The sequence below is a fragment of the Cellulosimicrobium cellulans genome, from assembly GCF_007679345.1.
Taxonomy (GTDB): domain Bacteria; phylum Actinomycetota; class Actinomycetes; order Actinomycetales; family Cellulomonadaceae; genus Cellulomonas; species Cellulomonas cellulans_A.
Genome location: NZ_VEGH01000006.1, coordinates 150,984 through 164,898, shown reverse-complemented (window position 1 = coordinate 164,898; position 13,915 = coordinate 150,984). Strand labels below are relative to the sequence as shown.

15 protein-coding genes are annotated in these 13,915 nt (G+C 75.0%); 7 read left to right on the top strand and 8 right to left on the bottom strand.

The features are described 5' to 3' along the window. Positions 1–125: 125 nt before the first annotated feature. Positions 126–530, top strand: a complete 405-nt coding sequence (locus tag FS882_RS09940) for a DUF4307 domain-containing protein (RefSeq protein ID WP_158372901.1) — start codon at positions 126–128, stop codon at positions 528–530. 221 nt (positions 531–751) lie between these two features. Further along, positions 752–1,240, top strand: coding sequence for a transcription elongation factor GreA (greA, locus tag FS882_RS09935; protein WP_158372900.1), 489 nt, complete (start codon positions 752–754; stop codon positions 1,238–1,240). A gap of 87 nt (positions 1,241–1,327) precedes the next feature. Here greA and FS882_RS09930 read toward each other — a convergent pair whose 3' ends face one another. After that, complete coding sequence (locus FS882_RS09930) at positions 1,328–1,534, bottom strand: hypothetical protein (RefSeq protein ID WP_158372899.1); 207 nt, start codon at positions 1,532–1,534, stop codon at positions 1,328–1,330. A gap of 211 nt (positions 1,535–1,745) precedes the next feature. Then, complete coding sequence (locus tag FS882_RS09925) at positions 1,746–2,216, bottom strand: SRPBCC domain-containing protein (RefSeq protein ID WP_158372898.1); 471 nt, start codon at positions 2,214–2,216, stop codon at positions 1,746–1,748. 16 nt (positions 2,217–2,232) lie between these two features. On the opposite strand from FS882_RS09925, the gene FS882_RS09920 reads away from it, so the two are divergent. Continuing rightward, positions 2,233–2,568, top strand: a complete 336-nt coding sequence (locus tag FS882_RS09920) for an ArsR/SmtB family transcription factor (protein WP_262348192.1) — start codon at positions 2,233–2,235, stop codon at positions 2,566–2,568. A 14-nt stretch (positions 2,569–2,582) separates the two neighbouring features. Here the strand turns inward: FS882_RS09920 and ilvA are convergent, their stop codons facing one another. Genes ilvA through FS882_RS09905 form a run of 3 tightly spaced genes read right to left on the bottom strand, consistent with a single transcriptional unit; the run spans position 2,583 to position 6,372 of the window. Then, positions 2,583–3,785 carry a threonine ammonia-lyase gene (ilvA, locus tag FS882_RS09915; RefSeq protein ID WP_158372897.1) on the bottom strand — a complete coding sequence of 401 codons (1,203 nt, stop codon included), beginning with the start codon at positions 3,783–3,785 and terminating at the stop codon, positions 2,583–2,585. A 17-nt stretch (positions 3,786–3,802) separates the two neighbouring features. Further along, positions 3,803–5,146: an AI-2E family transporter gene (locus FS882_RS09910; RefSeq protein WP_158372896.1), complete on the bottom strand. Its 1,344-nt coding sequence runs from the start codon at positions 5,144–5,146 to the stop codon at positions 3,803–3,805. Next, positions 5,143–6,372, bottom strand: a complete 1,230-nt coding sequence (locus FS882_RS09905; protein ID WP_158373026.1) for a cystathionine gamma-synthase — start codon at positions 6,370–6,372, stop codon at positions 5,143–5,145. The genes FS882_RS09910 and FS882_RS09905 overlap by 4 nt, the downstream gene beginning before the upstream one ends. Positions 6,373–6,498: 126 nt before the next feature. Between FS882_RS09905 and msrA the strand changes: the two genes are divergently transcribed. The 3 genes from msrA to FS882_RS09890 all read left to right on the top strand — a co-directional run bounded on the left by msrA (position 6,499) and on the right by FS882_RS09890 (position 8,679). Beyond that, positions 6,499–7,167, top strand: coding sequence for a peptide-methionine (S)-S-oxide reductase MsrA (gene msrA / locus FS882_RS09900; protein ID WP_187365247.1), 669 nt, complete (start codon positions 6,499–6,501; stop codon positions 7,165–7,167). Positions 7,168–7,350: 183 nt separating this feature from the next. Then, the gene (locus FS882_RS09895) at positions 7,351–8,088 is read left to right on the top strand and encodes a HEAT repeat domain-containing protein (protein WP_158372895.1); all 738 of its coding nucleotides are present in this window, start codon (positions 7,351–7,353) and stop codon (positions 8,086–8,088) included. 180 nt (positions 8,089–8,268) lie between these two features. Beyond that, complete coding sequence (locus FS882_RS09890; RefSeq protein ID WP_158372894.1) at positions 8,269–8,679, top strand: VOC family protein; 411 nt, start codon at positions 8,269–8,271, stop codon at positions 8,677–8,679. 22 nt (positions 8,680–8,701) lie between these two features. Here the strand turns inward: FS882_RS09890 and deoD are convergent, their stop codons facing one another. Both deoD and FS882_RS09880 read right to left on the bottom strand, forming a co-directional pair. Next, complete coding sequence (gene deoD, locus FS882_RS09885) at positions 8,702–9,418, bottom strand: purine-nucleoside phosphorylase (protein WP_158372893.1); 717 nt, start codon at positions 9,416–9,418, stop codon at positions 8,702–8,704. 103 nt (positions 9,419–9,521) lie between these two features. After that, entirely contained in the window at positions 9,522–9,926 is a 405-nt protein-coding gene (locus tag FS882_RS09880) for an FKBP-type peptidyl-prolyl cis-trans isomerase (protein WP_154729024.1), read from the bottom strand. A 124-nt stretch (positions 9,927–10,050) separates the two neighbouring features. On the opposite strand from FS882_RS09880, the gene FS882_RS09875 reads away from it, so the two are divergent. Continuing rightward, positions 10,051–11,319 (top strand): FAD-binding protein, encoded by a 1,269-nt coding sequence (locus FS882_RS09875; protein ID WP_158372892.1) that lies wholly within the window; start codon positions 10,051–10,053, stop codon positions 11,317–11,319. Positions 11,320–11,505: 186 nt separating this feature from the next. Here the strand turns inward: FS882_RS09875 and FS882_RS09870 are convergent, their stop codons facing one another. Continuing rightward, the gene (locus FS882_RS09870) at positions 11,506–13,890 is read right to left on the bottom strand and encodes a carbon starvation CstA family protein (RefSeq protein WP_158372891.1); all 2,385 of its coding nucleotides are present in this window, start codon (positions 13,888–13,890) and stop codon (positions 11,506–11,508) included. Positions 13,891–13,915 lie beyond the last annotated feature (25 nt).

The window sequence follows — 13,915 nt, the reverse complement described above, 5'->3', positions numbered from 1 at the left end:
CTGCTCGGTCACGGTGTGATGTCGTCCTCTCCTCGTCGCCGGTGCGGCACCCGGCGCGAGACAATGGTCGCACCCCGACGACTCCGCGCGGCCCGGCGCGCGACCCCCTCACCCAGGAGCGACACGTGACGGCGACCCCGACCCCCGCCCCCGAGCTCCCCGCCGGGCGCTACGGGAAGCCCGCAGGGCCCGGCCGCCGACGCGCCGCCCGCGTCGCGATGATCGCGCTCGGCGTCCTGGCCGTGGCGGTCGCAGCGTGGCTCGCCCTCGCGGGGGACGGCCTCACCTGGAAGATGGTCGGCTTCCGCGTCGACGGGCCGACCAGCACGCAGGTCACGTTCGACGTGACCAAGGACGCCGATGCGACCGTCACCTGCCGCGTGCAGGTGCTGTCCGAGTCGTACGCCGAGGTCGGGGTGCAGACCGTCGAGGTCGGCCCCGCCGGCACCGCAACCCAGCGCGTGACCACCACCGTCCCCACCAGCGAGCTCGCGGTGTCGGCCGTCGTGGAGTCCTGCACCGCTCCCTGACCGGCACGCGCGGGGCGGACCCACCCGCACCGGACCCGGCCAGTTGCTATGCTTGCCGATTCATACGCCGCCCCCGGTCCGACGTCGCCCGATGTCACCGCAGGTCGACGCGACCGCGAGGGAGACGGCATCCCCGTTCATCGCTCGGGCCCGCGCACGCCTGGCCGGGGTCACCGACGGCGCGACCCGGACGGGCGCGCGACACGCAGGAAGGAGTGGACGTGACCGACACGACGCAGGCCGCCACCTGGCTGACGCAGGAGGCCTACGACCGCCTCAAGGCAGAGCTCGAGCACCTCGAGGGCCCGGGACGAGCCGAGGTCACCGAGCGGATCGCCGCCGCGCGTGACGAGGGCGACCTCAAGGAGAACGGCGGCTACCACGCCGCCCGCGAGGAGCAGGCCAAGCAGGAGGCCCGCATCCGCGAGCTCAAGGAGAAGCTCCGCAACGTGCAGATCGGCACCCCGCCGGACGACGGCGTCGTCGAGCCGGGCATGGTCGTGACCGCCGTGGTCGCCGGGGACGAGATGACCTTCCTGCTCGGCTCGCGCGAGATCGCCGGCAGCGCGGACATCGAGGTGTTCTCCCCCACGTCGCCGCTCGGCGCGTCCATCAACGGCCGCAAGGTCGGCGAGAAGGTGTCCTACACGGCGCCCAACGGCCGGGACATCCCGGTCGAGATCACGGACGCGAAGCCCTTCGCCGGCTGACGCACCGCACGCGACGAGGGCCCCGACCGGCGATCCGGTCGGGGCCCTCGTGCGTGGCGGGCCGGGGCTGCGCGGCCCTCGCGGGTGTCAGACGGCGCACTCGCAGACCAGGTTGTACTCGACGACCTGCTCGCCGTCCTCGGGCCGCGCGAACGCCTCGGCCTCGGCGCGGGACGCGAACCGCCGCCCGGCGAGCCTGCCGTCGGCGAGCAGCACGCCCACCTCGATCTGCGTGCGCGGGTCGACCCAGCCGTCCGTGGTCGTGGCCGCCGGGGTGCTCGTCGTGGTCGTCACCGTGGGTCCCTCTCGTCCGTGCGGGCCGCACCGGCCCTCGCCGGATACAACACCACGCCTCCTCCGTCCATGCCCGCCGCGCGCCGCCCGCCGCGCGCCGCCCGCCGCAGACCCGGACGCCGAGGGGGTACGCGACGCGTCGAGGGGGTAGTCGGCGACTGCTCGCTCGACGTGTCGGATACCCGCTCGGCGCGGTCGGCCGGCCCGGCGGTCAGGCGTAGAAGCCCTCGCGGAGGGTGATGCCGTGCTCCAGCCACACCTTCAGCGCCGCGAGCATGCCCGTCCAGCCCTGGCAGTTGCCGAACGCGCCGCGGGCACCCTCCGGCGTGGGCCGCCAGGCCGCCTCGGAGATGGTGACGAGCGTGCGGGTGCCGCCGTCGAGGGGTTCGAGCTCGAACGTCGTGGTGGTGCCGGACCCGTCGACCGTCGCCTCGCCCGCCCACCGGATGACCAGCCGGCGCGGCGGCTCGGCCTCGACCACGGTGACGGGGAACCGCCCCGGCGCGTCGTGGAAGTCCCAGGTCACCTCCGCCCCGGGCTCCAGGCGGCCGCGCGCCCCACCGGTCGTGAAGTACCGGGAGAGCTGCTCGGGGTCCGCGATCGCCTCGTACACCTCGGCGCACGGGCGGGCGATGCGGCCCGACACGGTGAACCGGAGGTCCTGCAGCGCGTCGTCGCTCATGTTGTAGTTTTACAACGTGTTGGCCGACCGCGACAACCCCCAGGACGACCTCGTCTTCAAGGCGCTCGCCTCGCCGGCGCGGCGCCGGATGCTCGACGCCCTGCGCGACGGGCCCCGCACCACCGGCGAGCTGTGCGCGGCGCTCTCGGAGCTCGACCGCACGACGGTCCTGCAGCACCTGCGCGTGCTGGAGCGGGCGGCGCTCGTCGACGGCCGGCGGGTCGGCCGCGAGCGGCACCTGACCCTGGCGCCGCTGCCGATCAAGCGGATCCACGACCGGTGGATCAGCGGCTACGCGGCCGCCGCGGTCGACCTCCTGGACCGCCTGGACCGCGGCGCCGAGCGGCCCTGAGGCCACTCGTCGCGTCAGTGCTCCGCGAGCCGGAAGCCCGCGTCGCGCAGGTGCTGCAGCACCCGCGCGCAGTGCTCGGGCCCCTTCGTCTCGACCTGCACCTCGATCTCGACCTCGTCGATCTCCAGGTCCACGCCGGTCCGCACGTGCGACACGTGCATGACGTTCCCGCCGGTCGTCGCGAGCTCGCGCAGCAGCGCCGCCAGCGCCCCCGGGGCGTCGTGCACCCGGACCCGCAGCTGCAGGTACCGGCCCGAGACCGCGAGGCCGTGCCGGACGACGCGGAGCAGCACCAGGGGGTCGATGTTGCCGCCGGACAGCAGCACCACCACCGGGCCCTCGAGCTCCCCCGGCGCGGCCATGACCGCTGCGACGCCGGCGGCACCCGAGGGTTCGACCAGCAGCTTCGCCCGCTCGGCGACCAGCAGCAGCGCGCGGGACAGGTCCTCCTCGGAGACCGTGCGCACCTCGCAGCCGAGCTGGTGCAGCAGCGCGAACGGGACCGCGCCCGGCGTGCCGACCGCGATGCCGTCGGCCATCGTGTGCAGCTCGGGCGCGGCGACCGGCTCCCCCGCGGCCAGCGACGCCGGGTACGCGGCGGCGCGCGCGGCCTGCACCCCGATCACCCGCACGTGCGGCGCGACCTCGGCCACGACCGCCTGGATCCCCGCCGCGAGCCCGCCGCCGCCGAGCGGCACGACGATCGTCCGGACGTCGGGCACCTGCTCCAGGATCTCCAGGGCGAGCGTGCCCTGCCCCGCCACGATGTCCTCGTGGTCGAACGGGTGGATCAGCACCCGGCCGGTGCGCTCCGCCTCGGCGCGCGCCTGCACCAGCGCCTCGTCGACGCTGCGGCCGTGCAGCCTGACCTCGGCGCCGTACTCCTTGGTGGCCGCGATCTTCGGCAGCGCCGCGTCGACCGGCATGTAGACGACCGCGTCGATGCCCAGCAGCTGCGCCGCGAGGGCCACGCCCTGGGCGTGGTTGCCGGCGCTGGCCGCCACGACGCCGCGGGCCTGCTCCTCCGGCGACAGCCGGGCCATCCGCACGTACGCGCCGCGGATCTTGAACGAGCCGGCGCGCTGGAGGTTCTCGCACTTGAGCAGCACCGGGACCCCGGCGACCTGGGAGAGCGCGCGGGAGGACTCCACCGGGGTGCGGGTCGCCACGCCCGCCAGCAGGCGCGCGGCAGCGCGGGCGTCGTCGAGGAAGGTCACCGGTGCATCATTCCCGATCAGGCGGGGGGCTCGTCCGGGCCGCGCCGCGCGCCCCCGGCCCCGCGCGCGCCGCCGGGCTCCACGCCCGCCGTCGCGTCGTCCCCGCCGGGCAGCACCCGACCGCGCCCGCCGTAGCGCCGGCGGCCGAACACCCCGGGCGGCCGGAGCGTCACGTGGTCGTCGGTGCCGAGCGCGGGGAACTTGTCGTGCCCGTGCAGGTACAGCACCACCGTGTTCAGCACCGCGGCGATCGGCACCGCGAACAGGGCCCCGACGATGCCGGCGGCCAGGGAGCCCGCGGCCACCACCAGCAGCACCGCCACGGGGTGCAGCGACACCGCGTGGCCCATCAGGAACGGCTGCAGCACGTGCCCCTCGATCTGCTGGACCAGCAGCACGACGCCGAGCATGATCAGCGCCACGACCGGGCCCTGCGCGACGAGCGCGACGAGCACCGCGACGGCGCCCGTCGCGATCGCGCCGACGATCGGGATGAACGAGCCGACGAACACCAGCGTCGCGAGCGGCACCGCCAGCGGGACGCCGAGGATCGCGGCGCCGATGCCGATGCCGGTGGCGTCGACGAACGCCACCAGGATCTGCGTCCGGGTGTACCCGGAGAGCGTGACGATGCCGCGGCGGCCCGCCTGGTGCACCCGCTCCCGCACGGTGATCGGCAGCAGGCCGACCAGCCAGGTCCAGATGGTCCGGCCGTCGAGCAGGAAGAAGAACGTGCAGAACAGCGCGATCAGGGTGCCGGCGGCGACGTGGCCGACGGTCGTCGTGACCGACAGCGCACCGGACACGAGCGTGCTGGCGTTCTCGCTGATCTGGTCGCGGCCCTGCTGGACGAGGTCGTCGAGCTGGTCGGTGCTCAGCCCGAGCGGGCCGTCCGACAGCCACTGCAGCGCCTCGTCGACGCCCTGCGACGCCTGGTCGTAGAGGTCGCCGAAGCCGCTGGCGATCGACCGCCCGGCGAGCACGACCAGCCCGGTCACGACCGCGAGCAGCAGCAGCACCGACGTGATCGCCGCCAGCCCGCGGGGGAACCGGAGGCGGGCGTGCAGGAACCGGGCCACCGGGGCGAGCAGCACCGTCAGCAGCAGCGCGATCGCGACCGACACCACGATGACCTTGAAGAACCCGACGACCCACAGCCCGGCGGCGGTGGCTGCGGCGATCAGCAGGAACCGCCAGGACCACGCCGCCGCGGCGCGCACGGACGGCGCGACCGACTGCTCGGCCGACCAGCCCGGGGGCGTGTCGCCCGACGCGAGGTCGCCCTCGTGCAGGACCGGAGCGGGTGCCGCCGGCTCGCCGGCGCGGTTGCGGCCCCGCCCGCCCCGGCGCGGGGTGGTCATGCCAGCGCCTGGGCCAGGTCGGCGAGCAGGTCGGCCTCGTCCTCGATGCCCACCGACAGGCGGACCAGGTCGTCCGGGACCTCGAGGTCGGTGCCGACCACGGAGCCGTGCGTCATCCGGGCGGGCAGCTCGATGAGCGACTCGACGCCGCCGAGCGACTCGGCGAGCGTGAACACCTTCGTGCGGGCGCAGACCTGCGCGGCCCGCTCGGCGCTGCCGACGCGGAACGACACCATGCCGCCGAAACCCGACATCTGCCGCGCCGCGACCTCGTGGCCCGCGTGGCTCTCCAGCCCCGGGTAGATGACCTGCGGGACGTCGTCGCGCGCCTCGAGGAACGCGGCCACCGCGGCGGCGTTCGCGCAGTGCCGGTCCATGCGCACCGCGAGGGTCTTGAGCCCGCGCAGCGTCAGCCACGCGTCGAACGGGCCGGCGACCGCGCCCGAGGCGTTCTGGTGGAACGCGACCGCGTCCGCGAGCGCCGTGGTGCCCGTCGGGCCGTCCAGCCCGACCGGCAGCTGCGCCCCGTCCGCGACCACGAGCGCGCCGCCGACGACGTCGGAGTGCCCGCCGATGTACTTCGTCGTCGAGTGCACGACGACGTCCGCGCCGAGTGCGATCGGCTGCTGCAGGTAGGGGGTCGCGAATGTGTTGTCGACGACGAGCACCGCGCCCGCCGCGGCGGCGTGGGCCGCGAGCGCCGCGACGTCCGCGACGCCCAGCAGCGGGTTCGTCGGGGTCTCCAGCCAGATGACCTTGGTCTGCCCCGGGCGGATCGCCGCGAGCACCGCCTCGGCGTCCGACAGGTCCACCGCCGTGTGCTCGACGCCCCACGGCCCGAACACCCGCGCGATCAGCCGGTACGTGCCGCCGTACGCGTCGTTCGCCATCACGACGTGGTCGCCGGGGCGCAGCACCGCGCGCAGCAGCGTGTCCTCCGCCGCGAGCCCGGACGAGAACGCGAAGCCCGCGCCGCCGCCCTCCGCCGAGCGCAGGGCCTCCTCGAGCGCCGCGCGCGTCGGGTTGCCCGACCGCGAGTACTCGTAGCCGCCGCGCAGCCCGCCGACGCCGTCCTGCTTGTACGTCGAGACCTGGTAGATCGGCGTCACCACGGCACCCGTGGCCGCGTCGGGGTCCTGGCCCGCGTGGATCGCGCGCGTCGCGAACCCGGCCGACGACCAGTCGCCGTGGTCCGTGTGCTGGTCGAGGTCGCCCGTGGCGGCCAGGGTCGGGGTGCTGTCGTTCGCGTCCGTCACAGGCCCAGGCTAGGCCCCCGCCCCGGCCGGTGCCGCGCGGGAACACGCAGGCCCGCACGCGGGTTGAGCGTGTCGGACCCGTGGAAGGGAGTCACCATGAACTGGCTGTTCGGATCCGCCCTCAAGTCGACCATGGTCGAGCCGGAGCGCGCGCTGAAGGGGCACGAGGGCTACACCTACTCCGTGCCCGCCACCCACACGGTGCTCGGCACGCCGCTGCAGGGCCCCTGGCCCGAGGGGACCCGGACGATCGCGCTCGGCATGGGCTGCTTCTGGGGCGCCGAGCGCATCTTCTGGCAGCTGCCGGGTGTCGTCAGCACCTCGGTCGGCTACCAGGGCGGGTACACGCCGTACCCGACGTACGAGGAGACGTGCACCGGCCTGACCGGTCACGCCGAGGTGGTCCAGGTCGCCTACGACCCGGCCGTCGTCTCGGACGCGGACGTGCTGCGCACGTTCTGGGAGTCGCACGACCCGACGCAGGGCTACCGGCAGGGCAACGACCGCGGCACGCAGTACCGGTCGACCGTGTACACGACGACGCCGGAGCAGGCCGTCGTCGCGGAGGAGACCCGCGCCGCGTACCAGCAGCGGCTGACCCAGGCCGGGTACGGAGAGATCACGACCGAGATCCGCACCGCGGACGAGGCCGGCCCGTACTACTACGCCGAGGACTACCACCAGCAGTACCTGGACAAGAACCCGAACGGGTACTGCGGCATCGGCGGCACGGGCGTCTCGTGCCCGCGCCCGCTCGACGCCTGACGGCGCGCGCCCGGACGGCCCGGTCCCCCCGCACGGGGGGCCGGGCCGTCCTGCGTCGGGGACGGTCCGCACGGCCCTTCCCCCGCCGAGATAGGACCCGCGCGCCGAGATAGGTCCCTGGACGGCCCTATCTCGGACGGAAAGTCCTATCTCGGCGCAGGTGGCGGGGCTAGCGTGCTGGGCATGGGCGTGAGCAGCGGCGTGCGGGAGCGGCACCGGGAGGACCTGCGGGGGCTGCTCGGGGACCCCGCAGCCGTGCGGGCGCACCTCGCCGCCGGGTCCGGGCTGCCCGGGCCGCGGTCGAACCTCGAGCTGCTCGGCGCGTTCGCCGACGTCGCGCCGGCCGACCTGGTGCTCGCGCTCGCCGACGACGCCGACGAGTACCTGCGCTGCTGCGGGACCGACGGCGTCGGGCGGCTCGTCCTGGAGGCCCCCGCGGCCGAGCGCGGCCGGCTGACCGCCCTGCTCCGCGCCCGGGCCGCCGACGGCTCCTGGCGCGTGCGCGAGTCCGCCGCGATGGCGCTGCAGCGGATCGGCGACGCCGAGCCCGGGACCCTGCGCGCGCTCGTCGCCGACTGGGTCGCCGACCCCGACCCCCTGGTCCGCCGGGCGGCCGTCGCCGGCGCGTGCGAGCCCCGGCTGCTCCGGGACCCGGCGACCGCGGCGGCCGCCCTCGACGCGTGCGCGACCGCCACGGCCTCGATCGCGGCGCTGCCGGTCGACGACCGCCGCGACCCCGGCGTCCGGACGCTGCGCCAGGCGCTCGGCTACGCGTGGAGCGTCGCGGTGGCCGGCGACCCCGCCGCGGGGCTGCCCCGGTTCGCCGCGCTGCGGGCGTCCGACGACCCCGACGTGGCGTGGGTCGTGCGCGAGAACGAGAAGAAGACCCGCCTGCGTCGCCTGCTCGACCCACCCGGCTGACCCTGCGCCTGCCCCTGCCCCTGAGCAGCCGGACCACGCCCTGTGGGAGCCTCGGCCGGTGATCCTCGACGCCGACTGCCGCGCCGGCCTGAACCTGAGGCCCTGCCCTCGGCTCGACGACGTACCGCGCCCGCTGGGCGCGCCGGCGGACCGGGAGCCCGCGCGCCCCGCGGGGGCCGCATGACGCGCGGGGCGGTGCACCACGTCGAGCTGTGGTTCGCCGACCTCCGGCGCGCCGAGCGGTCCTGGGGCTGGCTGCTCGGCGCGCTCGGCTACGCCCGCACCCGCGAGTGGACCGGCGGCTGCGCGTGGTCGTCCGGCGGCGCACCCGGCAGCACGGACGTCGTGCTGGAGTCGGGACCTGACGTCGTCGACGCCCCGCACGAGCGGCGCCGCCCCGGCGTGAACCACCTGGCGTTCCACGCCGGGACGCGCGCGGAGGTCGACGCGCTCGTCCGCGAGGCGCCGGCACACGGTTGGACGCTGCTGTTCGCCGACCGGCACCCGCACGCCGGCGGCCCGGACCACTACGCCGCGTACCTGGAGGACGGCGAGGGCCTGGAGGTGGAGCTGGTCGCCGCTCCGGCCTGACCCGGCCCCCCGCCGCCGCCGGTCAGGCCGCGGTGGCGAACGCGCGGAGCGCCATCTGCACCGCGTGGTCGAACAGCTGCTCGCGCTCGTCGGCGGTCAGCTCGTTCGGCTGGAACGTGAAGTCCGAGATCGACAGCAGCGCCAGCGCCTTGGCCCGCTCCCGGTCCGCCACCGCGTAGAGCCCGGCGGCCTCCATCTCGACGGCGAGCGTGCCGTGGTCGACCAGCGCCTGCGTGCGCTCGGGGCGGTTCGAGTAGAACGAGTCCGAGGTGAACACCGCGCCGGCCTGCGCGCGGGCCCCGGGGATCTCGGCCGCGGCGGCGAACGCGGCGACGGCGAGGCCGAAGTCCGGCACGTGCGAGTAGTGCACGCCGGAGATGCGGTGCTCGCTGACCCCCGAGTCGGTGTGCGCGGCGATCGCGACGACGACGTCGCCGAGCTCCAGCGTGCGGGCCATGCCGCCCGCGGTGCCGATCCGGATGATGCGCTGGACGCCGTAGAACCGGAACAGCTCGGTCGCGTAGATCGAGATGGACGGCACGCCCATGCCGGACGCCATCACCGAGACGGGCCGGCCCTGCCAGGTGCCGGTGTACCCGAGGATGCCCCGCACCTCGGTCACCAGCCGCGCGTCCTCCAGCACGGTCTCCGCGATCCGGGTCGCGCGGCGCGGGTCGCCCGGCATCAGGACGTCGGGGGCGAAGTCGCCGGGCTGGGCGGAGATGTGCGGGGTGGGCATGGCGGGCTCCTCGGGGTGGTGGCGGGGTGGGGCGGACGCGCAGCCGCCGCCCGGCCCGGTGCGGGCTCGGGCGGCGGCCGAGGTGGTGCGGGGACTGCCTGCGTCAGTGCGTGCCGACGATGTCGACGACGAACACCAGGGTGTCGCCGCCGCGGATGCCGGCCTGCGGGACCCCGCGGTCGCCGTAGCCGAGGTGCGACGGGATCGACAGCAGGACGCGCGAGCCGACGGGCTGGCCGACGAGGCCCTCGTCCCAGCCGCCGATGACGGCGCCGACGCCGATCGGGAACGAGATGGACGAGCCGCGGTCGTACGAGTTGTCGAAGACGTGGCCGCCCCAGGTCTGGCCCAGGTAGTGGACCTCGAGGTCGTCGCCTGCCTCGACGAGCGCGCCGTCGCCGGGCGACAGCACGACGACCTCGAGCTCGGCGGGGGCGTCGCCCTCCGGGAACGTGAGGGTCGGCTTCTCACCGAACGAACCGGTGGCCTCGGGCAGCGTGGCGGACATGACGTCTCCTCGATCGGGTGCGGCGTACTGCCCCATCCTGCACGGTGCGCTCCCCGGCTCGCGAACGCGCCCGGGTTACGGTCGTCCCGGCGGGCGAGGGGCGCCCGCCGGGACGGGAGCACCGATGACGCTGACCACCTGGGCCGGGAACCTCACCTACGCCGCCGCGCGCGTGCACGAGCCGCGCACGGTCGAGGAGGTGCAGGAGGTGGTGGCGGCCGCGCGGCACGTGCGCGCGCTGGGCACCCGGCACTGCTTCAACGACCTCGCGGACACCCCGCACGACCTCGTGCGGCTGGACGGGCTGGACCCGGACGCCCGGGTGGACGCGGCCGCCCGCACCGTGACCGTCTCGGCGGGCACCCGGTACGGGACGCTCGGGCAGGCCCTGCACGCGCAGGGCTGGGCGCTGCACAACCTCGCCTCGCTGCCGCACATCTCGGTCGCGGGCGCGGTGGCGACGGGCACGCACGGGTCCGGCGACCGGTCCCGTAACCTCGCCGCCGCGGTGGCGGGCCTGGACCTGGTGACCGCCGACGGCTCGCTGCGGCACCTGGCGCGCGGCGACGCCGACTTCCCCGGTGCGGTCGTCGCACTGGGCGCCCTCGGGATCGTGGTCCGCGTGACCCTCGACGTCGAGCCGACGTACGACGTCGCGCAGGAGGTGCACACCGACCTGCCCTGGGACGCCGTGCTCGAGCACCTCGACGAGATCACCGGCTCCGCCGACTCGGTCAGCCTGTTCACCGACTGGGCCGGCCCCGCCGTCCGGCAGGTCTGGCGCAAGACCCGCGTCGCGCCCGGCGCGGCGTACGAGCCGCGCGCCGAGCTGTTCGGCGCCCGCCCGGCGCCCGGCCCGCTGCACCCGCTCCCCGGCATCGACCCGGTGAACTGCACCCAGCAGCTCGGGGTGCCGGGTCCGTGGCACGAGCGGCTGCCCCACTTCCGGCTGGACTTCACGCCCAGCAACGGCGACGAGCTCCAGACCGAGTACCTGGTCCCCCGTGCGCACGCCGTCGAGGCGATCGAGGCGATGCGCGGCCTGGCGCCGCTCGTGGCCCCGCTGCTGCAGGTCGCGGAGATCCGCACCATGGCCGGCGACGACCTGTGGCTCAGCGGGGCCGAGGGCGGCGACCGGGTCGGCCTGCACTTCACCTGGCTGCCGCGGCAGGCCGAGGTGGAGGCGGTGCTGCCCCGGATCGAGGCCGCGCTGGCGCCGTTCGGGGCCCGGCCGCACTGGGGGAAGCTCTTCGCCTCGGTGGGCGGCCCCGGGGTGGACCCGCGGCAGCTGTACCCGCGCCTCGACGACTTCCGCGCGCTGGTGGCCCGGACGGACCCGGAGGGCACGTTCCGCAACGCGTTCGTCGACCGGCACGTGCTCGCCGCGGCCTGACCGCCCCGAGGTGGGTACGGGTGGAGCGTCCTGCCGGGACACGCCGCGCGTGTCGGGCAGAACGCTCCACCCGGTTCCGGTCCGGGGGTCGCGGTCAGCAGCAGCCCGGGCCGGTGCCCCGGTCGGACGTGCGCAGCACCTCGCGGACGTACCAGCGCAGGGCGCGCACCGCCCGCCTCACCGCGCTCACGGCCGGCCCCCGCCGTGCCCGTGCCCGCCGGAGCCGTGCCCGCGCCCGCCGGAGCCGTGCCCACCGCCGACCGGCGCGACACGGCCCTCCTCGACCAGCCGCTCGAACTCCGCCTCGACCTTCCGCTCCAGCGGTGACGCGAACAGCTGGCCCGGCGCGTAGAGCCGCGACGGCTCGGCAGGGTCCTCGGACGTCCCGATCCCGCCGGGCGTGCGCAGCGCGCGGGCGACGGTGACGACGGCCGCCACGAAGAGCGTCGCCACCAGCACGACGAAGAGGATCGACAGCGTCCCCTGGATCGCGGTGTTCCGGACCACCGCCCGCGCGTCCGCGAGCGCCGCCGGGTCGTCGATGCCGTCGGCGATCAGCTGCTGGTACTGCCGGTGCTGCGCCCAGTACCCGATGGCCGGGACGCCGGAGAAGATCTTCTGGTACGAGGCGGTGAACGTGACGACGGTGTCCCAGGCGAGCGGCACCAGCGGGATCCACGCCCACCGCACGTAGCCCTTGCGGACCACCATCACCGTGACCACGAGCAGCGCGACGGCGGCGATGAGCTGGTTCGCGATGCCGAACAGCGGGTACAGCGTGCGGATGCCGCCGAGCGGGTCGGTCACGCCCATGAGCAGCAGCGACCCCCAGGCCGCGACGACGACCGCCGTCGAGATCCAGCCGCCCACCAGCCAGGACGGGTCGCGGAACCGTGGCACCCAGTTCCCGATCGCGTCGGACAGCTGGAACCGGGCGACCCTCGTCACCGCGTCGACGGCGGACAGGATGAACAGCGCCTCGAACATGATCGCGAAGTGGTACCAGAACGACATCATCCCGGTGCCGCCGACCACCTGGTGCAGGATGTTCGCCATCCCGACGGCCAGGGTCGGCGCGCCGCCGGTCCGGGACACCACGGACGGCTCGCCGACGTCCTCGGCCACCTTGTCGAGGGCCTCGGCGCCGGTCAGCGACACCGGGTTCCCGGCGGCGTCCTCGGAGTCCCAGCGGATCTCGACCGGGTCGCCCGCCGCGTCGGTGACGCCCAGGTCGGCGATCGCGGCCTCGGCGCCGATGGACGTGCCCTCGGTCGTCACGGCCGGCGCGTTCATCGAGAAGTACACGCCCTGGTTCAGGGACACCGCGGCGGCCAGCGCCATGATCGCGACGAACGACTCCATCAGCATGCCGCCGTAGCCGATCATCCGGACCTGCGACTCCTTCTGCACCATCTTGGGCGTGGTGCCGGAGGCGACCATCGCGTGCATCCCGGACAGGGCGCCGCACGCGATGGTGATGAACAGGAACGGGAACAGCGCGCCCGCGAACACCGGGCCCTCGCCGTTCGACGCGAACTCCGTGACGGCGGGCATCTGCGCGATCGGCCGCACCAGCACGATGCCGGCGGCGAGCACGAGGATCGTCCCGACCTTCATGAACGTCGACAGGTAGTCGCGCGGGGTCAGCAGCAGCCACACCGGCAGCACCGCCGCGAAGAAGCCGTAGATCACCACCGCCCAGGTCAGCGTCACCGGGGACAGGTGCAGGTGCTCGCCCCAGGACGACTCCGCGACCCACCGGCCGCCCACGATCGCCGCGATCAGCAGCACGAACCCGATGACCGACACCTCGGTGACCGCGCCGGGCCGGACGAACCGCAGGTACAGGCCCATGAGCAGCGCGATCGGGATGGTGCAGCCGACGGAGAACACGCCCCACGGGCTCTCGGCGAGCGCGTTCACGCACACCATCGCGAGCACGGCCAGCACGATCATCAGCATCACGAAGACGACGACCATCGCGACCGTGCCGCCGAACCTGCCGATCTCGTCCCGGGCCATCTGCCCGAGCGACCGACCGCCGCGCCGGGTGGAGAAGAACAGCACGAGCATGTCCTGCACGCCACCCGCGACCACGACGCCGAGGATGATCCACAGCGTGCCGGGCAGGTAGCCCATCTGCGCCGCGAGCACGGGACCCACCAGCGGGCCCGCGCCGGCGATGGCCGCGAAGTGGTGCCCGTAGAGCACCCGCCGGTCGGTCGGGTCGAAGTCCCGGCCGTTGTCCACGCGCTCGGCCGGGGTGGCGCGGGTGTCGTCCGGCCGCATGATCCGGCGCTGCACGTACAGCGCGTAGAACCGGTAGGCGATCGCGTAGGTGGCGACCGCGGTGACGACGAACCAGATCGTGTTGACCTGCTCGCCCCGCACGACCGCGAGCATCGTCCAGCCGACCGCGCCCGCCAGCGAGATCGCGACCCAGACCGCGATCCGCAGCGGCGTCCACCGCTGGCGCGGGACCACGCCGACCGGCGTCCCGTCCTCCGCCCGGACGACCTGGGCCCGTTCCTCGTCGGTGTAGTCCTGCTCCTCGACGGTCGCCTGCGTCATGCCGAGCCCCTTCGCTCACGTGCCG